This is a genomic window from Roseofilum sp. SBFL, from assembly GCF_017746885.1.
Classification (GTDB): Bacteria; Cyanobacteriota; Cyanobacteriia; order Cyanobacteriales; family Desertifilaceae; genus Roseofilum.
On record NZ_JAGHZH010000092.1, the window covers coordinates 70,083 to 94,880 of the forward strand.

Below are 24,798 nucleotides of genomic sequence, written 5' to 3' on the forward strand. Positions count from 1 at the left end.
TTGACCATTTAGTAATAAGCTATCAAATCAGCACAAGTCCAAAAATCTAGCGTCCTTTGTTAGCTTGAGATAGTACAGAGCCGGCTAAACTTTTAGTCGTTTCATTGTATTTCTTACTCTGAAGGGCTTTAGCTGCAATATTTTCCATTTGAGAACCTGTCTGTTTTCTCCGATCTCTTTGTGACAAAGCTGATGCAGCTAATTTCTTTTGGATCTCAGATGATTTTTCAGAGCTGAGTATTTTTGCTGCTTGAGAGGCAATTTGAGGTGAAGATTTTTTCTTGTTCATTTTAGAGATTAAATGCTACTGATTGAGTATAGCTCACTAATAATTAATTGTGCCAATTTCACTTAAAGGGAATATACTCAACTCCGTTTATCCATTCATCAGGCTCTGATGCTTGAGCTATCAACTCTAAATCTTGGACAAACTGACCAATTGTTCCCCCAAGCTGATGACCAAAAATTAATCCTGAAAAATGTTTCCCTTCTGCTTGCCAACTTTCAGCTAAAACTCTAAAGCGAATATCTTGAGTAAAAAGAACGCGCTTTAGTTCTGTAACCCTTACTAACAGGCGATCGTCAGGAAGTTCTTGAGTTCCATCCTCAAATGCTGTCAGCACATCTATACCACGACGACGTAACAGATCGGTAATGGACTGAGGAACATGAACATCCATGTATAAACGAATAGCCACTTACAATACCCCTTTAGCCTTCATCCGAGTATAGAAAGGTGACTGGGGTGCTTGCGCTCTATCTGCTTGGACTTGTTGCCATTCTTGGGCAATGGCTCGATCAATTTCTTCTTGATGGTCAAAATAGTATGCCATGGCAGCATGAGCTTCTGCTGGATTTAAATAAGGGTGCTGGCGACAAATTTCTTCGACTGACCAACCATAAGTTAAGTAATCCATGACAATTTGTGCCACTCTAATGCGAGGCAACCGTTGCAGTCGTGCCGCCTCACCTTCTTTTTTTTCGATGTGTGGATAACTTACGGTTAACATAGGGTTCACTTTTTACTTAATAGCCAGCGTTACCAGAATTCTAGCAAACTTGGGGGAGGCGATGCGATGCGATCAAACTGAAGGCTTATTTTATCCCTCAAGAAAAATGGGAATCAGCCAGGTTTCAATTTCACGAAGATAGGGTGTTAATCCTGTCTGCTCACCCCTTTCTCGCAGCACCTCTAGATCGGTTGCTTCCCAACATTGCTGTTCCCGTGAATAGTCATTCCCCGTGAGCTTTTCCAGAACAGACTTAGCATTTCTGAGTTCTTGGGGTTCAGGTGAACGCAATTTATGCGCTTCCAGACAAGGATCGAAACTCAGCTTTTGCGCCATATCCTCTAACACTTGTCTTTCTTGTTCATCGCCTGGTATAAATCCATTCAGCACCCAAGCTTCCCGATTGCGATCGGGTGTGCCAATAACGATCTCTAATGTTGGTTTCTTGCTAATCTCCTCTAAACGCACGTCCTCAAGATGTTGTCTTCTCTCCGGTTGGTTATCTAAATCGCGAATAAATAGAACGGCTTGAATATCTCGTTGTCGTTGCAGGAAACGCACTAAGTTCAAAACCTTCCTAGCTGCTGCACCATCGGTTTTCAACGTTCTTCCTTTCCCTCCTAGAAATCTGGGTGGCTTATAACCTAAATCTTGTTTAAAAAAATCGATAATAACTTTGAGATTTTTCCAGCAAGAAAACTCCGTATTCTCTTTTAATCCCCTCCATTGAAAATAGTAGGGAAGCTGATCTCTATCCAACCATTCAATCGTTTCTAAGATAACTCGCTCTGCTAATTTCGTCCCTATCTCTGCATCGGCTCTCGCTTCAACAATGACAATAAATTCAACCATGCATTTCTCCAGCCACTACCCAGTCTTCTCCTTCAGCATCCCAAAACTCTCCAGTGGTTAAAGTCTGCTGTGCCCATTCTACATTTGGATGTTCATCCAACCGTTTACAAGAAGAAAAACCAGAATTAATCTGACTTAACACATGCACTTGAGAAGGCTTTAATTCATCGACAATGTAAGGAGAGTGAGTCGAGAAAATGATTTGCAAGTTAGGATTCTCTTTAAGAATTGTCTGCAATACTTTCACAAAGTCTCGTTGTGCCTTCGGATGCAAACCCTGATCGATATCATCCAGTAACACTAAGTTGGCTTGTTTCGGATACATGAGAACGGTGAGTAACCCCAAAGCCAACAAAGTTCCTTCACTAATGGCATGAGCGGGAATACGCTCCCCCGTATTCATATCTAAAACAACTTCTTTGCCTGCTCTATCTTGACTTTCATTATAGGAAATTGATTTGCCGTCAATGTTTATGACTCGCTGACGATTGACTATGACATTTTTACGTCTTAGTCCAACCTTTTGTACTCCTGGAACGACTTGTTTTAAGAGTTTTTGCAACCGTTCAAATTGATCCGGTGTTTCATCACGTAGATAATCTAAAATTAGAGCAAAATTGGAGCCATCAAATGCCATTTTTGGAGTAATATCATCACTATAGGCAGGTTTAGCTAAATTAGCAGCAACTAGCTTCAAATAAACCGGATAGTTGAAAACTTGTGGTATCGGAGAATCGGCTTCACTTAATGAGCTTGACCATTTCTCAATTTTGCCCTCTTGCCCTTCATCTATCTTCCATAACGCCATCGGTAACCAACGATTTTCAGGATTTTCCACCTTTTTCCATTGATAGGAAACTGTCCAGTCTTGTCGTCGATCTTGATCTCCCCAAAAACCACTAGCTGTAACTGACATTTGAGTTGCGCCAATAGTCGTTATAAACTGAGGAGATTGTTCATATTCAAAAATTTGTGCAAAGGAGGAAGTTCCCAGCCGAACAAGATACTGTAAGGCTTGTAAGATCGAAGTTTTACCTGAACTATTTTGACCTACCAGTGCATGAAGTCGAGAATGATCGAACTTCAATTCGGTGGAGCGATGGCTTTTAAAATTACAGAGCTTAACCGTTTCTAGCATTTAATGATGATGATTCTCCTTTGTCTTTAGTTAAATTTCTGATTTTACTCAAAATTCTACCAAATCTATCGATTTAACGCCATGTTCTTTATTATCTTAACTTTTGTGACTTGATGATTGACTTGAAGATGAGGTAGATTAATGCTTAGAGCGCCACTACGAATATTTGCGTTAAATCCATGAAATTACAAGAATTGATTGATTCAATCGAACAATTGTCCATTGAAGATCAAGATTATTTATTTGACTTAATCCGCAAGCGGAGAATTGAACAACGACGCTTAGAAATTGCTGCTCATGCTGAAATGCTGAAGCAAGAATTTCAGCAAGGAACCGCTAAACGAGGAACGGTGGACGATCTGATTGCTGATTTACTTGAGGATGATGATGGAGATCGTCTGGAGCAGTAGCTTTAAGAGAGTGTTTAAGAAATTGGCCAAGAAACAACCTCAATTACAAGCAAAGGCGATTGAGGTATTAAAAATTATCGCTACCGATCCCTTTACTCCTTCCTTAAAATCTCATAAGTTAACGGTCAGCTTAAACGGATTATCGTCATGTTCCGTGGCTTATGATTGCCGGATTATTTTTGCTATTTCTGATGAAGAAGATGGAGATGAAGAAGTTATTTTCCTGATTGATATTGGCAGTCATGACGAAGTTTATTAGTTAAGTAAAACTGACTCTGATTTGAGGAAATTTGATTAACCGATGAGCATAGACATTCACCTCAATAGTTCCGAAGCCACCCGGACGAGGAACTGCGGCATCAGAATTTCCGTACATTTAGACGATTGCATCCACAGTCATATCTTGTAGCGGCTTTCCGGCTGGAAAGCTCTTACACCATGTCTGTCTCTTATTTGGCATCACTATAAACCCTGTATCCCTTGCTCTGTAATGTTTTGAGAGCTTCTTACTGGGCAATAGGAACAACCTGTACCCAATGTTTTTTCAGGAATGCAGCTACTTTACAGCAATAGCGACACTTAATCTGCCACTCTCAAAAAAATATTGACGAATAATCTGGAATATTATAGACTGAAGATCAAATCCACTTAGGAAGATGAAAGTATGGAAGAACATATGAGTAGAGAGGATATATATTCTCTGATCTATGACCAATTGTCCAATGAGGAAAAGCTTCGGCTAGAGGTGGTTCAGTCTTTGTCTGAGCCTTGCGATGATCGCAAGACATACAAGCAAAAGCTGGAGGAAGCTGCTCAGAAGCTCAGTAAATCCAAGCGAACTGTGCAGCGATTGATGAAGGACTGGAAAGAAAATGGAGTTTCAGCCCTCTTTCCCACCACTAGAGCTGATAAAACTAAGCATCGAATTTCTCAAGAGTGGCAAGCATTTATTCAGGATACTTACATGGAGGAACTGATCAAAGGAAGATGGATAAGTATAAAAGAGATTGCCTTAAAAGTACAAGAAAGGGCTACAAAGCTAGGAGAAGTCGATCCTCCTAGCGAACGAACCATTCGACGAGTACTTAAAAATAAGTACGATGTACCAGAACATATTTACAGTGAGGAAGGGAAAAGAGAGATGTACAGGGTTAGTATTCCAATTAAAGGATATGTAAGAATGCATTTCCTTACAGATTCTGCTGAAGAAAGTATAGCTCAAGCGCTTAAGACCTGGGATTACCCCAATATCCACAATTGTCAGATAGATGGATCTATTTCATCAATAAAAATAGATCCCAGCATTGATGATTTAGATACTCCAAGAGAACCTATAGTAAGAAAATTAGTACCTAAACAAAGCTTGGTAAGACAAATGGAAAAATGCCATCAAGTTAGAGAAGAGAACGTGGAAGATTATCTCAAATACGAAGAGGACTTAGTTTGGCTTCAAGATATTAATGAGTTTCCCTGGGTACGTTGCTGGGAGGCTGAACCAATGCCATGGCGAGCAGGATTATCTCGTGACATCTCCTGTGTTAAAAGAGACGATATGATTATTGTAGGTTATTCAGAGGTAAAGGTTGGCGCTCCTTTTTTGGACTGGGAAGGGGAAGAATATTACTACAGGCGAGTCTTTCTTATTAATAAAGATGACTACAAAAATTATTCTCCTGGTCGTTATCCTACAGAGGCTAAACTCACTAAAAGCTTAAAGCCAGGATTCCGAGGAATTCATCCGAAGAATAGATAACGGTACATATCCCTCGTCTGTCACTCTACCCAAATATTACCGTCCTAATTTTTGTCTGATCCGAGCGATAAATGCTTCGGTTTCCGGTAATTTTAGGGGGAGGCAGAGGAGGGCGAAAATGCCTAAACCGATGGAGCCGGAAATGGAGAGTTGCAGGAGATGGAAGAGGAAACTGGGGGTTGTCCAGAGCTGTTCTAAGGTATTGTTGATGAACCACGCAAGGGAGGAGGCGATCGCACTCACCACCGTTAAGCTCAGTATCGGAACTATCCACCCTTGCCAGCGTAAACCCTGAAGTTTTCGATCCAGCAAAATAATCATCGCCACCATGGAAAACAGGTTAACGCCAACTGTAGCTAAAACCAGACCGGGTGCGCCAAAAGATTGAATTAATACATAGTCTAAAACCCCATTCAACACAATACTAATCGTGCTAATCCGAAATGGGGTTTGACCATCTCCGAGGGCATAAAAGACACGCACCAACACATCTCGACCTAAGTAAACAAACATGCCGATGCCATAGGCAACCAGTAAACTAGAGACAAACTGAGAAGCTTGCGGGTTAAAGGCTCCGCGCTCGTACACTACCCGGACGATCGCATCACTGAGGGCAATCATTAACCCTCCCAACGGTAACATCGTCAGCGCCGTCAGAATCATCCCTTGACGGATGCGCTGTTTCAGTTCTGGCCAATTTTCCGGTTCCGTAAGTCGAGAAAAAACGGGTAACAGGGGAACCAGAAGCATATTCGAGAGAATACCCAGAGGTGTTTGCACCAATAATCCCGCATATCCCAACGCTGAGGCGGTTTGGGGGATGAAGGAGGCAAAAAACAGGTCAGTGTAAACGTTAATTTGCATCATGCCAGAAGACAGGGTTGCCGGGCCGAGAACCCGCAACACTTGACCGACTCCCGGTTGGCGAAACTGAAACCTGAGCCGCAGGGTTCCCAATCCCGATCGCCATTGCACTACCAGTTGCGCGAACCATTGGATCGCCGCACCTCCCAGGGTTCCCCAAGCTAGAAATTGACCCCCGATACGAGCATATTCAGGATTGATGATATCAGAGCCTAATTGCAGGAATAGAGCGCCTAAACTGGCTAAAATGGTCAAACTGGAAAACAGGGGACTAATGGAGGGGAGAAAATACCGATCGCCCGCATTCAATGTGCCAAACCCAATGCCAATCCAACCCGCAAGCAGCGCCAGGGGAGCCATGATCCGCAGTTGTTCCACGGCGATCGCATGAATCTCCAGTCCTTCAGGCGTTTGCAAGAGTCCCGGAGCCACCAAATGGATCAGGGGATCGGCTGCCACCATCAGAAATAGGGTCACGGGCAGTAAAATCAAGCTAATTAATGTAGTAATCGTTTCCACCAACGGCGCAGCCTCTTCCGGTTTGCGCTTGGCTAAAGCACTGACAATGGCACTATGAAACGGGCCATTAATCCCCCCTAGGAGGATGAGCAGAAAACCGGGAATCACATAGGCGTAGGTATAAGCATCTACCGCCGGACCTACCCCAAAAGCCGCCGCGATCGCCTGTTGGCGAACTAAACCGGCGACTTTACTGACTAAAGTGGCGATCGCCACTAACCCCGCAATTCCCGCTAAAGAGCGAGATGATTTAGAAGAATTGGACACAATCTAATAATTAATAACAATTGAGGTAATGGGTAATAGGGAATAGGGAATAGGGAATAGGGAACAGGCGATCTCTCCATCTCCCCTATTCCCCTTCACCTTGCTGACTAAACCGTGCCAACAACTGCTCGCGGGAATTTTGCATACTCACCGAAACCGCCTCTTCTGGAGATAATTCCAGCAAGCGATCTACAATTGCAGTTAACTCCTCATCTAAAGAACCAAACCGATTCCTGAGCAACGTTTCCATCATTAAACGTTGAGTTTGCCGCAACTGCTCCAGTCCCTGTTGAATTCCTTGCTCAATTCCTTGCTCAATTCCGAGTTGAATCGTGTCTTCGCGCCATTTTATGTAAGCTGGTGATAATTCCATAATTAACTCCCGATCTTCTGGATTTAAGTCTATTCTAGTTTCTACATTAATCTGCCAAATCCCAATCAGTTCCAAAATATTGCGCTGTTGAGGATGATCGAGGGGCAATTCAACCACCTCTTGAATGGCTCTTTTCTGAGTTCCCCCTTTTCCCAACAGTCTCAACCATAGCGTTTCTGGGGTTTCTGGCAGTTGGTTAATGGCAATTATCCCCGTTTTGGTTAGCTCAGGAAGTAAATAGACTCCAGAACACCACCGTTCTAAGTTAGAGCGAGCGCCGCAGAATTCGATCGCTCGTTCAGAAAGGGTTGGCGTTAGTATCCAGAGTTGCGGTAATTCGCTTTCCTGAAGAGTTTGTTTTTGGCGTTTGGCTTGCCGTTGTAGTTCTCCATGGACATAGAACAGTTTGAGAATGCAATTGCGAATTTCTGGGTTAGTGGGACAATTGCGGAAGGATTCCCACAAGGATGGGGTAGCAGCTAATTGCCTCAGCAAACCCAAAGTAGGTGGGTTGCTTGGTGGTTCAGGTGCAGGCTGGAAAAATAGATCGATTTGTAAGGTTTCGCCGGGAATTTCTCGACTAATTTCTACGGTTCCCAGGGGTTCTAGGAGTTCTTTGAGGTATTGTTTGGCGAATTGATCGTGGGGTTGGCGCGTCATATCCAGTCCGATTCAACGATTGTAATTGCCAATCCTCGTAGGGTTAGCAGAAGGAGTGGGTTATTGATTCACCTCCGATAATAACCTTTAATTAGAATTCATCCGATTCCACAATGCCATAAATCGATCGTCAGTTTGAGTCTTTTTATCAATTTTTGTTCGGGTTAAATTAATGTTATTTCCACAAACACTTAATTTAGCACCCCGCAAGTCCGCATCCGTCAGATTTGGAGAACCTAAACTTCCAGAATTCATCTGCATTTTGCGTAAATCTGCCCCCGTCAGATCGGCAGTGCTAAACCGACTCATATACAATCGAGCCGATGTGAAATTCGCATTTCGCATCATGCTATTGTGAAAGTTAACATTCTGGATTAATGCCTTAGAAAAATTGGCATTGGTAAAGTTTGCTTCCGAAATTTTGGTGATATTTTGCAATGAAGCATCCTGGAAATTAGCACGGCTAACATTGGCGCGATCGAGATTGGTTCGGCTTAAAAATGCTCCGGTTAAATCCGCATCCGTCAAGTCTGACTGACTGAGATTAGTATCACTTAAATTTGCTTGAATCAATTTTGCCCTCCGCAAGTCAAAACCGGATAAATTGATATTGTTTAATTGCAGTCTGCTCAAATCTTGTCCGGCTAAATCGGTTTTTGGATTCAAACCCGCTAATTTCAACTGTTCTAATAAATCGGGCGATCGCGATTCTCGGACGGTTTGGATGATTTGTTCAATGGACGCAGAGGTGCGATCGCCAAAATTGGCATCTCGCGTTTTCGCAGAACTCAAATTTGCCCCTTCCAACTGCGCCCTCAATAACTGCGCCTGGGTTAAATTCGCCTGGGTTAAATTGGTATTTCGTAAATCCGCACCATTCAAGTTCGCTTGCGTCAAATTTGCTTGTATTAAATGCGCCCGATTCAAGTTTGCATTCTCTAAATTAGCGCCTTCCAAATTGGCATGATGTAACATCGCCCCCGCCAAATTAGTCGATTGTAAATTAACACTGTGCCAATCCACCCCCACCAAATATGCACCTGCCAAATCTTGTCCTTGTAAGTCAACTCGACGGTTTTGATTGACAATTTCCCAAATTACCTGCCATTTTTCGTCCCACTGAGTCGAATCATCAATCTGGCACTCTTTAAAATTGGCTCCCTGTAAATTAGCCCCTCGTAAATCAACGCCGCTGAGATTGACACCTTGCAACATCATTCGATATAAATTTAATCCCTGGAAGTTGGCATCCTGCAAATTGGCATCCCGCAATTCTACCTCGACAAATTGCGCCACTTTAGACAAATCCGCACCCCGTAAGTTCGCTCCTTGAAGCTGTACGTTTTCTAAATTTGCACCCGTCCAATTGATGTTTTTTAAATTGGCATTGCTCAGATAAGAACCCAATAAATTTGCCCCTTCCAAATCGGCATTTTCTAAATCTGCGTATTCTAAATTCGTTCCATCATCACTCCAATCAAAAGTGACGTGACAGAGTGTCGCATCCCGCAGACAGGCTCGATGTAAATAGGCACCGTGAAACCTAGAATGACTGAGGTTTGCACCAGCTAAATTGGCTTCAGAAAAGCTGGCATCGTCAAATTCCGCATGACTCAGATCTGCACCGATAAAACTGGCACGGTTAAAGTTAGCATAGTTGCCTTGAAGTTGTTTTAAATTTGCGCCGTTTAGGTTGGCATTTTCTAGATTGGCTTCTTCTAAATTTGCCCCTTCCAGGTTGGCATTTTCTAAGTTTGCGTTTTCCAGATTTGCGGCTATCAGGTTGGCATAACTGAAATTGCACTCTCGCAAATCCATCCCGACAAAATTGGCATTTTCCAAATTGGCATTTTGATAATCTTTTCGATCCGAAGATGGGTTGGCAAGCTCCCACAGTTCTCGGACGCGATCGCTCACATTTAACGCTCCAGAAATCGCTGTTCCAATCAAATTGGCTTCTTCCAGGTTCGCGCCTTCTAAGCTGGCATTGTCTAAATTCGCATGACTTAAATCGGCTTGTTCTAAATTCGCATTAGTGAAATTGACACCCGTTAAATTTGCACCGCTTAACTGACATCTTTCCAAGTATGCTTCGCTCAGATCGGCATCTGTCAATTCTGCTGCAAAATCTTCTTGATTGAGAAGTTGCCAAACCAACCACCATTTTGGATCGAGTTGGGTATTTTGATTGATTTCTGTTCTGGTTAAATTGGCTTGATTGAGATTGGAATCTCGTAGATCGGCATCATTCAGATTTCCTCCCGCTAAGTTGGCATCTGTGAGGTTTGCGTGGCTGAGATTTGCACCGGATAAATTCAACAAATTGAGATGTTGGAGATTAGCATGGCTGAGGTTTGCTTGCCGAAATGACAGAATCCGATCGCCCCTCATTTCCTCTAAATTGGCGTGGCTCAAATCTGCGCGATCGAAGTTGGTTTTAGATAGAGCTGTCCCTTTTAAGTTTGCCCCAACCAAGCTCGCTCCGGCAAAATTACAGTTGCTCAAATTGGCATTTTCTAAGTTAACCCCATCCCAGTTAACTCCTTGGAAATCCCGATCGCTCAAATCCATTCCTTGCAGATCTTGTCCTGAATACCCTTCGTTTTGCAATTCCCACAGAATCCGTCCTGTGCGATCGAATTGGGTTTGGTTATCGATCGCCACATTTTCGAGATTCGTTCCGCACAGCTTTGCCCCCCGAAGATCGGCACTACACAGGCTCGAATGGCTGAAATCCGAATGTTCTAAATCGGCATTTTGGAAATTGACACGGTTACACATTGCCGCTTGAAAATTTCCCTTCGGCAGTTTGGCGCGATCGCAGTTTGCGCCGGATAGGTTGGCTTGGCTAAAGTTCGCATCTGGCAAGTTAACGGCTTGGAAATTAGCATCTTGTAAGCTGATTTGATTCAAATTCACTTGAGTACAGGAGATGAGCGAAAAATTGGCGCGATCGCACGTTGTCCCCTCTAAAATTGCTCCCGCAATGACTGCCATTTCCAAATTAGCATCCTGTAAATCAGCCCCCGTTAGATCGCTGCTATTCAGGTTGGCTTGGCTTAAATTCGCCCCCGACAAATCTGCTCGGCTCAAATTTGCTTCTCGTAAATTGGCTTGGTTGAAATTCTGATTTTGTAAATTTTGAGAACTGAGATTACCTTTACAAAGAGAGACTTTAATCCATGTTGCTCCCTGCAAGTTCAGGTTATGTAAATCTGCCTCGAACATCTTGGCATCGGTTAAGTTTGCCCCTGAAAAATTAATCGAATCAAATTTTGTCCCGGTGAAGTCTACTGATTCTAGATCGGCTTGACTAAAATCAATCCGAGTTAAAGTTGAGCTGTTAAAACTGCCATTTTTAAGATTAGCACCCCTGAAGTTAATATCGGTTAATTCGAGGGCAATCAATTTTAATCCCTGTAAATCTCGCCCCTGGATTTGCAAGTTTTGAGTGTCTTGATTCGCTAACTGCCAAAATAATTTCCCTTGCGGATCGAATTGGGTATTTTCATCAATAATACTGAGTCGTAGATCGGCTCCCGTCAGGTTCGCGCCAAGAAAATTAGCGCCCCGCAAATCTGCACGGTTCAGGCTGACATTGGCTAAGTTTGCACTGCTAAAATCGCAATTTCTAAGATCGGTTTTCCCAAGGACAGCATGGCTGAAATTGTAGCCTCGAAAGTCGCGATCGCGCAGCTCTCCCTTTTGGAACCACAAACCCTGTAAATTGCCGTCCGCATGGGTGGGGTTGAAGAGTTTCCACAGCGCTAAATATCGCGCATCTAAACGGGTGCGATCGTCGATCGCAACCCCTTCCAAACAAGAATTTTCCAAACGAGTACGGCTCAAATTTGCACCCCGAAAGTCTGCCCCTTTCAAATTAGAACTTTCCAAGAATGCTTCGGACAGATCGGCATCTCGAAAGTTGGCCCCCGAAAAGTCACAGCAATCGCAATTGATCCGGTTTAATTTGGCTTGGTTAAAGTTAGCCGATTTAAAATTTGCTTGTCTGCTAAAAACTTGAGTCAAATTGGCATCCTGAAAGTTAGCTCCACTCAAATTTGCATCACTGAGGCGACATTGGGATAAATTTGCACTCGAAAAATCAATGCTTTGTAAATCGGATTCGTCTAAATTCGCGAAGGACAAATCAGTGTTGGAACAGTCCCGATTTTCATTCCTCAAATTCACCAATTCCCAAACCAATTTCCACTTTGGATCGAGGCGGGTATTTTCATTAATTTGACTGTCTTGGAGGTGTGTCCACTTGAGATCGGAACCGGTCAAATCGGCATCTTCTAGGTTTGCTCCTCGCAAAACGGCAGAAGCCAAAGAAACACCTTGTAAATTCTTTCCTTTTAGGTTGCGATCGCTCAAAATCGCACTCGATAAATTTGCCCCCGGTTGCAGTTGGTCTTCGGTGACAGGTGGGCGACTGCTGCTAAACCTGCGATTCCGCTTAGGTTGAGTGTTCTGATTCTGTGGTTCCTGACTACTCCGGCGACGGCGGCGACGGCGTGGATTTTCAGTATTTTTCCGTTCCGACATGGCAGCTTTTTCCCCTTGGAATCTCCTCTTTTTATTTTAATCGATTTAGATTAGCAGCCAGTTGGGTGAGTAAGCCCAAGGAAGGTGGGGGAATGGGTAGATTAAACCTGGATGGGGCAAGGGAGAAGGAAGCTGTTTCCTCAACTCACCTTGCCCTGAATAGAGTCCACAGGGACGGGGGTTATTTAACGTCCAAGAGTTCCACATCAAAAACCAAGGTCGCATTGGGGGGGATGACACCACCTGCTCCTCTTTCGCCATAACCTAAATTTGGGGGAATGGTGAGTGTTCTGCGTCCGCCGACTTTCATGGACATTACGCCCTCATCCCAGCCTTTGATCACTTGGCCAACGCCAATGGTAAAGGTAAAGGGGCGATTACGATCGCGGGAACTATCGAATTTTTTCCCATTTTCTTCTAAGGTTCCCGTATAGTGAACCGTCACTTTATTGCCTTTTTCTGGGCTTTTTCCTTCTCCCACCACCAGATCAACATACTTGAGACCCGATGGGGTCATCGTTGCTTCTGCTGGGGCTAAATTTTCACTACTATTTTCGGCACTAGCCATCAGTTGAGTTGCTCCTTGATTGGTCACTTGAGTGATTTCCGCAGGGGAAGCCTCTGATACCTTAGCAGCATTAGCCTCACTGGGCGAACCCAATAATTGTGCGGCCACCAAAATCACGGCACAGGTCACCATCACCCCAAAGGTAATCCAAATTTCTTTCACGTAACTTTTCCTCAATGCGATCGTCGATTCAATAGCGTCATTAACGCCACAGTTTATTTTCCAAGTCTCGCACTTGTCGCTCCAATCGGTCTAGCCTTCCACGCAACTCATCCATCTCGGACTGACGAGGAACTCCCCAATCCATCAATAAATTCCGCAGTTGGCGTTGCAAGTGTTCATCGAAGCTGCCTTGCTCGGTTTTGAGCTGATCTACCAAGTCATCCATCATGTCTTTGGCCTGATCTGGGTCGATCGTGCCGTTTTTCACCCATTCTTCACTGGCTTCTTTGAGCTTTTCAGCGACAATGGAGGTTGTTCCGACTCCAAGCATGAGCAATTGATTAATCAAATTATTGTTATCCATAGGGTTGGGTTGTTGGATTGAATGGTTTGACACGGGGGTCAGTTCCTAGATGTTGTCTGGATCTGACCCATGGGATTTAATTCTGTATTGATCTTAACCTTGAACTTCCCTCCATCGGTTATACTGCTCATTCCACTTGTCTTCAATCGTAGTAAACCTTTAAGGATTTCATATCAATTCTTGTTTGGCATGACCATCAGATATTCTCGTGAAGCCGATCTAACGAAAATAGTTGAAATTTATAATGCTTCTGTTCCTTGTCGTTTGGCTACGGCAGATCTGCGACCGATTTCCGTTGAAAGTCGTCTGCCTTGGTATCAAGACCATTCTCCTCACTCTCGACCCCTTTGGGTTAAGGAAATCAATGACCAGATCGTGGGGTGGCTGAGTTTGAATGATTTCTTAAATGGTCGTCCTGCCTATCAAGCTACAGCAGAAGTGAGTATTTATATCGATCCGGGGTTTCACCGTAAAGGGATTGGCCGGGAGTTGTTGACTCAGGCGATCGCCTCTGGACCGGGTTTGGGAGTAACGAGCTTAGTGGCCTTAATTTTCTCCCACAATGAACCCAGTATATCTCTATTCGAGAAACAGGGATTTAACTGTTGGGGTCATTTGCCCGAAATCGCCAATATGGACGGACTGAAGCGGGATTTGTTGATTTGGGGCCGGCATTTGTTGGAGGAAGGATACTAACCATTCTTTGACATGGTAGGTTGCTCGGCAGTCGTCTTCGTTATAGCAAATAATCCGGTCTAAGAAGCTGCGATCGCCACTTTTGAGCCATTGGTCATACCAATAGACGGTTTGCGCTCCGCTCGCATTCTCATCTCGCCATTCAAATGCCATCCATCGGGCAATGGTTTTGAGAGCATAACTTTCAATGGGTAGGGTGACAAAGCGGGTTACCCGTTCGTGGATATCCACAAACCGACGGATCAGGGGTTTTAATTCCGATGCGGGTGTACCAAAGCGTTGCCCTAAGGTGTTGACGGCTTTGATTTCATATTCACAAAAATGGAAAATGGGCATCGGGTGATAGCGATTGACCAACTCCAGAAACGCTTGCCACATTTGTTCTTGGTCATCTGGTGATCGCGCTAAAAAGGGATAAAATCGGGAGCGTTGCGCCGTGCGATCGATAACCAACACCCCCAACAGATATTCTAGATTTAAGTCGGGTTCTGTTTCAATATCAAAATAGAGTTCAACGGGAGTAATGGGAAAATCTTCTGGAGTCCAGGGATGGAGAGCGATCGCCCGTTGTTCTAAACTCGATTGAGCTTGGCGAATAATTTGTACACTTACCTGCTGTCCAAATTCTGGTGCTAAATCGGGCAACTGTTCAGGGGTTAAGGATTCTAGAGACGTTAACCCCAATTCCTGGAGGCGTTCATAGCGTTTAGGCGTAATTCCCGGAATCAAAGAGAGATGGTTTTGTTGTTGAGCCACTTGATGACAACCAGTTAACCATTGACAGAGGCTGCATTTTTGCCGACTGATAAACACTTCCGGTTCATCCGACTCTAGGAGCATCGTCAGCATTTCGGTCAACAGACTTTGGAAGTCTGGCCAAAGACGCACTAAATCTACTGTATAGGGCGATCGCTCCCTTAACACCAATTCTCCTTTATCTGGCCATTCTCCTTGGATCTGACTTAAAATCCAAGCATGGAATACCGAGACCATTTGATATTCTCGCTTGGGACGTTTGCCCCATTTTATATCCACCGGAGTATATTTCCAGGGGCCAAATTTCGACTCTCCAGGGGTTTTTACCCATAAAGTTGGATGACTCAGACAAGAGAATTTTGCCCAATGCTGAGGCAGAAAGTGGGGCAGATCCAGAAACTCTAAATCCATTTCCCCAAGCCAAAGAACCCCATGATAGATAGTCTCTACCCCTTCTTGCATGAGGGCTAGAGTCGCTAAAGCACCTTCTTGCCAATTGCCGTGGGTATACTTTGGTTTATCATAGGAATGATGGGCAAGGATCGTTTTTTGGTAGGCGGAACTATCCTGTCTTAATTTCAACAGATAGTCACTCGGAGGGTCTCGTTGGCGATCGTCTCCGTACATATCCAGAAACGCTCGACGATGACAGCGTTGGTAATCTAGTAATAATTGGGCAGTCAGCAGCATGATGATTAGACTAACAAAAACCTGTCATATTGTGGGAAGGGGTGAAGATACGACTCAGTTGGATCGAGTTCTCCCATGGTAGAGTTCCTTTCTATTGTCCCTCGATCTTGAAAGATTGCCCTAGGTTAACCCTGAAATCTCTTGAATCCCAACATGGATGATTCTTCACGCTCGGAAATTTCTCGCCCTTCGATTCGGCGTTTAGCCATTCTCTCCTTAGCATCTTTGGGGATTGTGGCTCTATTGTCGATGTCCAGTCAAATTTTGATTCAGCGAACCCTAAAGCAACAGATTCGCTCTAGCCGGTTTTTGGAGTTAATGGAGAATTATCGTCGCTTAACGACAACGGTTACAGAAGAAGCAGTTGCAGTTACTCAGGAGTCTATCGTTTCAGATCGAGTCCCTGAAGTGGAGGATTTGCTGCGAGTTCGTGAAGAATGGAATAGTCTTTACGAGAAACTCAGACAAGAACAGTTACAGCTTGGATTATCCATTAAGAGTTTACAGACAACCTGGGAAGGGATAGAGGACTGTTATGGGAAGATGTGGAGCCTGACAGAAGGTCTGTTGAGTGTAGGAGACCCCTCTAGTGTGTCTGAGGAACAGTTATGGCAGCAAGGGGAAAGTTGCGATCGCCAGATTCAGGCACTCTTCACCCAAGAATACGATCGCACTCCTATCTATTTACATACGGCTGGCCAAGTTCAACTCGCCCTATTTGGATTAACCTTAGTTGTTCTCTTCTTAGAAGGAGCCTTAATTTTTTATCCCGGACTTCACCAAATCCGAGATTATATTAAAGCACTCAAATTAGTCGAACAGGAAAAAACCAAGATTACCCATGAACTCAAGGCCAAAAATAAGGCCCTCGATATAGCATTGCAAGAAGCCCAATCCGCCACCCGGCTTAAATCCGATTTTTTAGCCGTCATGAGTCATGAAATCCGTACTCCGATGAATGGTGTATTAGGCATGAGCGGCTTATTATTTGATACGGAACTCGATGAAGAACAATTAGAATATGTGGAAACTATCCGCAGTAGCGGTCAATCTTTATTGACGATTATTAATGATATTTTAGATTTCTCGAAAATTGAAGCGGGTAAACTCGAGTTAGAAACTCAACCCTTTGACCTCTATGAATGTTTGGAAGAGTCCTTAGATTTATTAAGCGCCCATGCCTCTGAAAAAGGTCTGAATTTAGCCTATGAAATCGATGCCCAAACCCCCCATGGCTTGATTGGGGATATTACCCGGTTGCGGCAAATCCTGGTGAATTTAATTGGTAATGGGATTAAATTCACCAAAGAAGGGGAAGTTTCGGTAACAGTCAAATCAACGCGTCTTGGAGGTTCTCTGAGTCCCCTTCCTCATCCGGAACAGGCCGTCTCTTATGAAGTCGAATTTACAGTTCAAGATACAGGGATTGGCATTCCCAAGCATTTACAAAATAAGCTCTTTCAGTCTTTTTCCCAGGTGGATACCTCCACCACTCGTCGCTATGGAGGAACGGGTTTAGGATTATCGATTTGCAAGCGCTTAAGTGAATTAATGGGCGGTAAAATGTGGGTGGAGAGTGAAGAGGGAGAAGGTGCAGGTTTCCATTTTACCATTGTCGCTGAAGGGGCGCGATCGCCGATTCCAATTCATTTACGCAATAGCCAGCCCCAGTTACGAGAAAAAAGGATTTTCATTGTCGATCAATCAGCTACGAATCGCAAAATTCTCAAAGATCACGCCCAAAGATGGGGGATGAATAGTTTAGAGTTGACTACACCAGAAGAGGTTACCAACTGGATGAAACGCTCCATCCCCTTTGATGTGGGAATTATTGGAGCGCTACCTGGGGATGAATCCTTAGAGGATTTAGTCGATCGGATTCGGCAATACTGCGATCGCGACTCTCTGCCTTTAATTTTACTTGCCTTTAGCGGCACGGTAAACAAGTCCTGCCAAGAAAAATTTGATTCCACCCTCTCTAAACCCATTAAACTCTCCCAACTCTACCGAATTTTAATGGGTCTTTGTGCTGGACGGACAGTGGAAACCCATTCACCAACAACAGAATGGATTCCCAATCCGCCGGATAGCCATCAGACAGAGGATTCAGAAAATACTCATCAACCCCAATTGTCACCCTCTCCTGTGAGTGAATCGGAACTTTTAAGTATAGGTTCCCCACCTGCAAATCAGGAAAATCATAGTCAAGATTCCTCGGTTTACTCTCTGCGTATTCTCCTAGCTGAAGATAATAGTGTCAATCAAAAAGTTGCGATTAAAATGTTAGACCGTTTAGGCTATCGAGTTGATGTGGTCAGTAATGGCTTAGAAGTGATTGAGGCATTGCAAAGACGAGTTTATCATATCATTTTAATGGATGTGCAAATGCCAGAAATGGATGGCTTAGAAGCCACTCGATATATCTGTCAAACTTGGCAGAGTTCTCAGCGCCCTCATATTATCGCGATGACTGCCGGAGCCGCCGATGGAAATCAGTGGCAATGTCTAGAAGCAGGGATGGATGATTATGTGAGTAAACCGGTGAAAGTAGAAGCACTGCAAGCTGCTCTAGAAAGGGCAAAAACTAAATTACAAGAACTGCACACTGTATCGGCTCCAGTGAAGTTGAATTTATCAATTAATCCGGGAAGAGAAGAAAGTTTAGATTGGCAAATTTTTAATCGCCTACGGGATGAGCTAGAAAGTGATGACGATCCAGAATTTTTTACCGATTTAATCGATCAGTTCTTGGGAGATGTACCAAAAATACTGGAAGAAATGAAGAAGTCTGCCGAAACCCAAGACACAAAAACATTAACCATTAAAGCTCATACGCTCAAGGGTAGCTCTCGAACATTTGGTGCGAATACTTTGGCTAATTTATGTCGAGATTTAGAAGCAGAAGCTAAAACCGCGAGTTTGGTACAAATTGGTCAGAGAATTGCCCAAATTGAATTAGAATTTAATCAAGTTAAATCTGTGTTAGAACAACAGAAACAATAAGTCGAGTGTTAGATCAATGAACGATCAAACGATTGATGCATTTACCTATACTTTAGTTCGGGAATACTTGGCCGATGAATTACCGGGACTTTCGTCTCTGAATACCCAGATTCATCCCCAAGATGAGATGCTACTTTTTTTACTGGATGCACAGAGTTATCAAGGGCAAGAAGAGCAGGCAGTTTTAGCCTATTTTAAATCGGCACAGGAGATTGTGGATCGGGTGGATCGGGCGATCGCATGGCATCAGAAGAGTTGGACAAATATAGACCGTTTTTTAGAGTTTGCCTGTGGGTATGGACGATTAACTCGATTCTGGGTGGAAAAACTTGCTCCTGATAAAGTTTGGGCTTCAGATATTTATCCGAATGCAGTCAATTTTGTTAGCCAAGAATTAGGCGTTCACGGGATTGATTCTGTGGTCGATCCAAAGAGTTATCACTGTGACGAAAAATTTAATTGTATTTTGGTTTATTCTTTGTTTAGCCATTTGCCAGAAGATCGGTTTGGACAATGGTTAAGTCGCTTATATGATTTACTCCTACCCGGTGGGTTATTGCTCTTTAGTGTTCACGATCGAGCCGTCCAACCTCCAGGCTATACAATGCCAGAATCCGGGATTTTATTTGTGGAGCAAAGCGAGAGTCAATCTCTAGATCGGGCAGAATATGGTTCAAGTTGGGTAACGGAGGATTTTGTTAAAAGGGCGATCGCCACTTCTATGGGGAATGAAGTCTCTTATACTCGCTTTCCGAGAGCATTTACACTCCAGGATTTATATGTGGTGGTTAAAACCCCCAATTGCGATTTTTCTGATTTAAAAATTGATTTTACTCCTAAAGGCGCTCTAGAAGACTATTTTATGGATGATAGGGGGCGATTTTTTCTGCGGGGATGGAGTGCGATCGTACAACCGGATCATGGAGTAGCAGAAATTCAAGTCTGGTGTAAAGGGAAACAGGTTAACCGATTACTACAAAGATGTATTCCTTCCGCTCCTTCCCAGAAAGCAGCGCAAGTTTTGGGAATCGATCCCCAATGGACGGAAAAATCAGGCTGGTCGTGTGTGTTTAGTCTACCGGAAGAGGTGGATTTAGAAACAGCAGTGATTATGATTAAGGCGGTGAGCGATCGCCAGAAAGAACGAATTATTGTCTTAAACTGGATGAAAACCTTATTACCAGAGGGAATCCCTACCCAATGTGTGGCCGAAACCTCTTGGAAACAGGTGATTCAATCTCAATCGAATTGGTGGCGCGCTAAAATCTTAGATAATATTTGGTCTAATAATATTCAAGCCAATCTCGACCGTGCCACCCTTAAACCGGCTCCCAATTCCAAAGGTGTGATTTTAGAATTGGAAGGATGGGTTGTTGTCTTGGATTCTGATATCACCATTGAAGAGGTCCAAATTTTCCTCAATGGCACACTCAAACAGCGATGTTTACCCACTTGTGTGCGTCCCGATGTCGCCCAATATTGGGGAAAAACCAATTATATTTATAGTGGGTGGATTGCCGAATGTTATCAACAAGAAGAAATTCAACTAGAGCGCGATCGCCTCAGCAATGCAGAGCATTATCGGCTGCAAATTAAAATCATCGATTCTGAAGGAGAAATCCATACCGTTTGCGATCGGCTCCTGGCTACCCTATTATCAAAGTAGGCGCAGAAAATCAATTCATCTATGAATCTCACTCAACACCGGCAACAACTTACTACTCTGAAGAATAAAATGTATTTTAATTATGGAGGTCAAGGGCCTCTCCCGGAATTAGCACTGCAAGCTATTTTCAATTCTTATCGCCACATTCAAAATCTAGGCCCCTTTTCCCAGAGTGCCAAGGATTGGGTGACTGAGGAATTGCAGCAAACACGGGAAGTTATTGCTGCTGAACTTAAGGTTTCTCCCAGCACGATTAGCCTCACCGAAAATGTGTCTGCGGGATGTAATATTGCCCTATGGGGAATTCCCTGGCAAGCTGGAGATGGACTCTTATTAACCGACTGCGAACATCCCAGTATTATTGCTACAGTACAGGAAATTAGTCGTCGGTTTGGCGTTCAGCTCTCTACTTGTCCGATTTTAGAAACTTTAAACGAAGGCAACCCGGCAGAGGCGATCGCCAGTCGAGTCCAACCCAACACTAAATTGGTGATTATCAGCCATATCCTTTGGAATACCGGTCAAGTGCTACCGCAAAAAGAAATTGTGGAGCAAGTGCGATCGCAAAACCCCAACACTCAAATCCTAGTCGATGCTGCCCAATCGGTCGGTTCTTTACCCCTCACCTTAACCAATGATGGCATTGACTTTTATGCCTTTACCGGTCATAAATGGTGGTGCGGTCCGGAAGGATTAGGCGGCTTATACGTGTGTCCCGAAGCCTTAGAAACCTTGTATCCCACCTATATTGGTTGGCGTGGCATTCTGACGACCATGACCGGACAACCCAAAGGATGGAAACCCGATGGCCAGCGCTATGAAGTCGCCACCTCTGCCTATCCTTTACTTGCAGGACTGCGAGAAGCCATTTCCTTTCATCAATCTTGGGGAACGATTGAACAGCGATACGATCGCATCTGTAAACTCAGTGCTATACTTTGGGACAAGTTGGGAGATATCCCCCAAGTTCATCGACTGCAAGCAACTAAACCACAATCGGGTTTAGTTTCATTCCAACTCGAAAGCGGCAAACACGAGCAACTGGTCAATGCTTTAGAAGCGCAAAACCTTATGGTGAGAACCATCCGCCATCCCAACTGTATTCGTGCTTGTGTTCACTATTTTACCGAAGTTGGGGAAATCGAGCGACTGGTGGAGGCGATCGTCCACTATTGTAAATCTATGAGCTAAATTTACGCGTTTGACACCATAGCCCATCATGTTTTTTATTCTTCTCAAATGCCATTTCAATCAAGATTTCAAGTTCCATGACACAGGCTCCAAAAATTTCGGTCATCATTCCAGCTTACAATAGTGAAAAAACTATCAAAGAGACGATTCAATCTGTTATCAATCAAACCTTTGCAGATTTTGAGATCATCGTAATCAATGACGGCTCTAATGATTCAACTTTGGAGGTTTTATCGAGTATCAAAGAACCAAGGTTAAAAGTTTTTTCCTACACAAATTCTGGTGTGTCTGAGTCCAGAAACCGAGGAATTGCTGAGGCTAAGGGCGAATATATTTCTTTTATTGATGCCGATGATATGTGGACGGATAATAAACTTGAAGAACAGCTAAAAGCCTTGCAAAGCAATTCTGGGGCTAGTGTAGCCTATAGCTGGACGAATTTTATTAATGAAAACGGGAAGTTTTTGCGTTCTGGCTGTCACATTAATGCCAATGGTGATGTATTTTTGCAGCTTCTGAGAATCAACTTTATCCAAAGTGGGTCTAACTTATTAATCAAAACTGAAGCACTGGCAACTGTTGGGAATTTTGATAAATCTCTTGATGGAGTAGAAGATTGGGATATGGGATTACGGTTGGCTGAAAGTTATCAGTTTGTCTGCGTACCTTTACCTCAAATCTTATATCGAGTATCTTCATCTTCGACTTCAATATCTTCTAATGTTTTGCAGATGGAAAAAGTTTGCTTGCAATTAATTGAAAAAACTTGTCATAATACTTCTCGATATTTAAGCAGGGATCTTAAATCGAAAATTTTAGGAGAACAATATAGATATCTAACAACCAAAGCATTAGATGGATATCCAGATCGGAAAAAAGGCACGACAGCAATAATTTTTTTTGTCCAAGCTATCCGTTACGACCCTTCTTGGTTGAAAAAGAGAAGAAAGTTAATTTCAATTCTTGTATTCAAGATAATTATTTTTTCTGTTTTACCAACGAATCTTTCTCGACCAATTATGAAAAGTTTGAAGAATAGATTTGGTCAGAAAATAAAATAACATTATAAATGAGAACCATTCTAACTGACTAGTCAAAGTTATGCTGCTTCAGTCTAGAGCGAATAAAAACAGTTTACTGCCAGATTTATGGATCACTCCTGCAAGTTCCCATTAACGTATAAATATTACTCAATCGGTTCATTTTTGTTATTAGTTTCTGAGCCTGTTGGTGAGGGATAATCACTGAAATGGCAATCTTCAGGAAAACCTTCAAGAAAACTCGCTTTCTTAAAAGAGAATAATCATAATAAATTGCGAATAAAATAAACCTAGTAGCGATAAAACCTTTTGAGCGATCGGGCACTCCAAAAAGCGACTTATAGGTAAGATACTTGTAAATATTAGCGAGACTGTCTCGTTTAAGATACTGTAGGGACTCTGGCGCTTCATCAAATGCTCGGTCAATCACTTTCAAACAAGAGGATTCCATTTTAACAACATTAGAAGAACTTGAACCAGCAGAGATTCGATATAAAATTTGTGCTTTAGCTACAGTCACAAAGTGATAGCGAGATGCTATTCTGAGCCATAAATCCCAATCTTCAGCAGGAGGTAAAGATTCATCAAAATTTCCGATATCCAATAAAATTTCTCGACGAATTAAAGGATTGGAGCCATTTTCTAAAAAATCAGTCAGTAAAAGTCGTGGATAAGCATCACCATTTACTATAATAGAGGCTCCCCGGTATAGAAATTTGCTAGATTCATCAATATAATTAGTCCAACTATAAGCTAATACAGCTTCAGGATTTTGTTCTAAAGCTTGGAGTTGTTTTTCCAGTTTATCATCCGTCCACAAATCATCAGCATCTAAAAATGCAATGTACTGCCCAGACGCATGAGATAATCCACGATTACGACTAGCTCCTTGACCCCCATTAGGATAAGAAAATACATTTAATCGCAAATCCTGAATACTATTGATTACCTCTAAGGTTGTATCCTGGGAGCCATCATTAATGATAATTACTTCAAAGTCTTGAAACGTTTGATTGAGGACAGATTCAAGAGTTTCTCTGATTGTTCTTTCGCCATTGTACACAGGGATTATAACTGACACAAGAGGCATATTTAAAGATTCTCCACTATGAGACGATCTGACTCGGGTCATTAATAATATATTCCAGCAAATTATTAATGTTACCAAACTTCCCTATTTTGTCGAGTAAAGCCACGGCTTTTTGGGGCGGAAGCAGACCTACAATAGCCATTCTTAACCCAATTTTCCAGAACAGTTTTTTTTGCATAAAACTAGGTTGATTTCTGGCAAACATAACAGTGAATCTTAAGGCATTCAAGGCTTTTTTTCTATCGGGATAACCGGATAGGGCTTTATAAATTAGATAATTATACAAATTGCCCAGAGTATAGGGCTTTAAATATTGCAAAACATCTGGAGCTTGATTGAAAGCTTTAGTAATCACTTGCAAGCATCCTGATTCAAGTTTCACGACGTTCGAGGAGAGAGAATGACTTGAAATTCGATAGGAAATCTGTGGACGCTCTACTGTAATGAAATGATATTGAGCCGCTAACCGTAAATATAAATCCCAATCCTGTCCAGCCGGTAGAGATTCGTCAAATGCTCCAACCTTATTTAAGGCTTCCCGTCGAATTAGAGGGTTAGAACCATTCTCTAAAATATCAACTAATAAAAGGTGGGGATATACATCACCATTGGCTGTGCAGTAACCTCCTCGAGAAAGAAATTTACTCGATTCATCAATGAGATTGCACCAACTATGAGCAACGGCAGCTTGAGGATTTTCTTGTAAGGCATTGAGTTGAGCTTCTAGTTTATCTGGAGTCCACAAATCATCTGCATCTAGGAAGGCAATATATTCCCCAGAAGACTGTGCAAAACCGCGATTCCGACTAGGGTTAGATCCAGCATTAGGATGGGAGAAAACTTTTAGTCTAGGATCTTGTATCCTCGATAACACTTCGAGAGTTCCGTCTGTTGAGCCATCATTAATGACAATTAACTCAAAATCGGCAAAAGTTTGTTTGAGAACAGATTCAACAGTCTCAGCAATGGTCTTTTCACTATTGTAAGCTGGAATAATGACAGAAATAAGTGGCATATCTAGTCAACCAGTTAGAACCCAGAAGTGTTGAATCTTGACATAAAACTTTACATTGAACTGAAGAAAAGTCCCTAGTGAACTAAATGAGGGTTTCTGGAATCAGATCGTAGCTCCAATGAATAATAGAGCAGCGCCGACTAAGTTCTACTTGCAAATAACG

21 protein-coding genes are annotated in these 24,798 nt (G+C 43.0%); 8 read left to right on the forward strand and 13 right to left on the reverse strand.

Going from position 1 to position 24,798, the window contains the following annotated elements:
- Positions 1–46: 46 nt before the first annotated feature.
- The 5 genes from J7545_RS10295 to J7545_RS10315 form a co-directional block, all read right to left on the reverse strand.
- A complete protein-coding gene (locus tag J7545_RS10295) occupies positions 47–289 on the reverse strand; it encodes a hypothetical protein (RefSeq protein ID WP_318701905.1) in 243 nt (80 codons plus the stop codon).
- A 58-nt stretch (positions 290–347) separates the two neighbouring features.
- Positions 348–698 carry a DUF5615 family PIN-like protein gene (locus tag J7545_RS10300; RefSeq protein ID WP_318701904.1) on the reverse strand — a complete coding sequence of 117 codons (351 nt, stop codon included), beginning with the start codon at positions 696–698 and terminating at the stop codon, positions 348–350.
- Positions 699–1,010, reverse strand: coding sequence for a DUF433 domain-containing protein (locus J7545_RS10305; RefSeq protein WP_318701903.1), 312 nt, complete (start codon positions 1,008–1,010; stop codon positions 699–701).
- Between the two features lie 90 nt (positions 1,011–1,100).
- A complete protein-coding gene (locus tag J7545_RS10310) occupies positions 1,101–1,862 on the reverse strand; it encodes a hypothetical protein (protein WP_318701902.1) in 762 nt (253 codons plus the stop codon).
- Complete coding sequence (locus tag J7545_RS10315; protein WP_318701901.1) at positions 1,855–3,000, reverse strand: AAA family ATPase; 1,146 nt, start codon at positions 2,998–3,000, stop codon at positions 1,855–1,857. Before J7545_RS10315 ends, J7545_RS10310 begins: the two co-directional genes overlap by 8 nt.
- A gap of 179 nt (positions 3,001–3,179) precedes the next feature.
- Between J7545_RS10315 and J7545_RS10320 the strand changes: the two genes are divergently transcribed.
- The 3 genes from J7545_RS10320 to J7545_RS10330 all read left to right on the forward strand — a co-directional run bounded on the left by J7545_RS10320 (position 3,180) and on the right by J7545_RS10330 (position 5,163).
- A complete protein-coding gene (locus J7545_RS10320; RefSeq protein ID WP_318701900.1) occupies positions 3,180–3,410 on the forward strand; it encodes a hypothetical protein in 231 nt (76 codons plus the stop codon).
- Positions 3,388–3,669: a type II toxin-antitoxin system YafQ family toxin gene (locus J7545_RS10325; RefSeq protein WP_413038619.1), complete on the forward strand. Its 282-nt coding sequence runs from the start codon at positions 3,388–3,390 to the stop codon at positions 3,667–3,669. Before J7545_RS10320 ends, J7545_RS10325 begins: the two co-directional genes overlap by 23 nt.
- A gap of 405 nt (positions 3,670–4,074) precedes the next feature.
- On the forward strand, positions 4,075–5,163 hold the full coding sequence (locus J7545_RS10330) for a hypothetical protein (protein ID WP_318701898.1): 1,089 nt from the start codon (positions 4,075–4,077) through the stop codon (positions 5,161–5,163).
- 36 nt (positions 5,164–5,199) lie between these two features.
- On the opposite strand, the gene murJ is transcribed toward J7545_RS10330, so the two are convergent.
- The 5 genes from murJ to J7545_RS10355 all read right to left on the reverse strand — a co-directional run bounded on the left by murJ (position 5,200) and on the right by J7545_RS10355 (position 13,488).
- Complete coding sequence (gene murJ, locus J7545_RS10335; protein ID WP_318701897.1) at positions 5,200–6,813, reverse strand: murein biosynthesis integral membrane protein MurJ; 1,614 nt, start codon at positions 6,811–6,813, stop codon at positions 5,200–5,202.
- Between the two features lie 85 nt (positions 6,814–6,898).
- Complete coding sequence (locus J7545_RS10340; protein WP_318701896.1) at positions 6,899–7,846, reverse strand: hypothetical protein; 948 nt, start codon at positions 7,844–7,846, stop codon at positions 6,899–6,901.
- Positions 7,847–7,933: 87 nt separating this feature from the next.
- Entirely contained in the window at positions 7,934–12,394 is a 4,461-nt protein-coding gene (locus J7545_RS10345) for a pentapeptide repeat-containing protein (protein WP_318701895.1), read from the reverse strand.
- 181 nt (positions 12,395–12,575) lie between these two features.
- The gene (locus J7545_RS10350) at positions 12,576–13,124 is read right to left on the reverse strand and encodes an FKBP-type peptidyl-prolyl cis-trans isomerase (RefSeq protein ID WP_318701894.1); all 549 of its coding nucleotides are present in this window, start codon (positions 13,122–13,124) and stop codon (positions 12,576–12,578) included.
- A gap of 40 nt (positions 13,125–13,164) precedes the next feature.
- Positions 13,165–13,488 (reverse strand): phasin family protein, encoded by a 324-nt coding sequence (locus J7545_RS10355; RefSeq protein ID WP_318701893.1) that lies wholly within the window; start codon positions 13,486–13,488, stop codon positions 13,165–13,167.
- Positions 13,489–13,677: 189 nt separating this feature from the next.
- Between J7545_RS10355 and J7545_RS10360 the strand changes: the two genes are divergently transcribed.
- Positions 13,678–14,184, forward strand: a complete 507-nt coding sequence (locus tag J7545_RS10360) for a GNAT family N-acetyltransferase (RefSeq protein ID WP_318701892.1) — start codon at positions 13,678–13,680, stop codon at positions 14,182–14,184.
- Here the strand turns inward: J7545_RS10360 and J7545_RS10365 are convergent.
- On the reverse strand, positions 14,068–15,630 hold the full coding sequence (locus tag J7545_RS10365; protein WP_318701891.1) for a TM0106 family RecB-like putative nuclease: 1,563 nt from the start codon (positions 15,628–15,630) through the stop codon (positions 14,068–14,070). The two genes, J7545_RS10360 and J7545_RS10365, sit on opposite strands and share 117 nt — an antisense overlap.
- A 153-nt stretch (positions 15,631–15,783) precedes the next feature.
- Here J7545_RS10365 and J7545_RS10370 point away from each other — a divergent pair, with 153 nt between their 5' ends.
- The 4 genes from J7545_RS10370 to J7545_RS10385 all read left to right on the forward strand — a co-directional run bounded on the left by J7545_RS10370 (position 15,784) and on the right by J7545_RS10385 (position 22,551).
- Positions 15,784–18,633: a response regulator gene (locus tag J7545_RS10370; RefSeq protein WP_318719527.1), complete on the forward strand. Its 2,850-nt coding sequence runs from the start codon at positions 15,784–15,786 to the stop codon at positions 18,631–18,633.
- A gap of 16 nt (positions 18,634–18,649) precedes the next feature.
- Entirely contained in the window at positions 18,650–20,299 is a 1,650-nt protein-coding gene (locus J7545_RS10375) for a class I SAM-dependent methyltransferase (protein ID WP_318719528.1), read from the forward strand.
- 21 nt (positions 20,300–20,320) lie between these two features.
- Positions 20,321–21,490: an aminotransferase class V-fold PLP-dependent enzyme gene (locus J7545_RS10380; protein ID WP_318719529.1), complete on the forward strand. Its 1,170-nt coding sequence runs from the start codon at positions 20,321–20,323 to the stop codon at positions 21,488–21,490.
- Between the two features lie 77 nt (positions 21,491–21,567).
- A complete protein-coding gene (locus tag J7545_RS10385; protein ID WP_318701887.1) occupies positions 21,568–22,551 on the forward strand; it encodes a glycosyltransferase family 2 protein in 984 nt (327 codons plus the stop codon).
- Positions 22,552–22,636: 85 nt separating this feature from the next.
- On the opposite strand, the gene J7545_RS10390 is transcribed toward J7545_RS10385, so the two are convergent.
- Positions 22,637–23,662, reverse strand: coding sequence for a glycosyltransferase (locus J7545_RS10390; protein ID WP_318719530.1), 1,026 nt, complete (start codon positions 23,660–23,662; stop codon positions 22,637–22,639).
- Positions 23,637–24,635: a glycosyltransferase gene (locus J7545_RS10395; protein ID WP_318701885.1), complete on the reverse strand. Its 999-nt coding sequence runs from the start codon at positions 24,633–24,635 to the stop codon at positions 23,637–23,639. The genes J7545_RS10390 and J7545_RS10395 overlap by 26 nt, the downstream gene beginning before the upstream one ends.
- Positions 24,636–24,798: the final 163 nt, after the last annotated feature.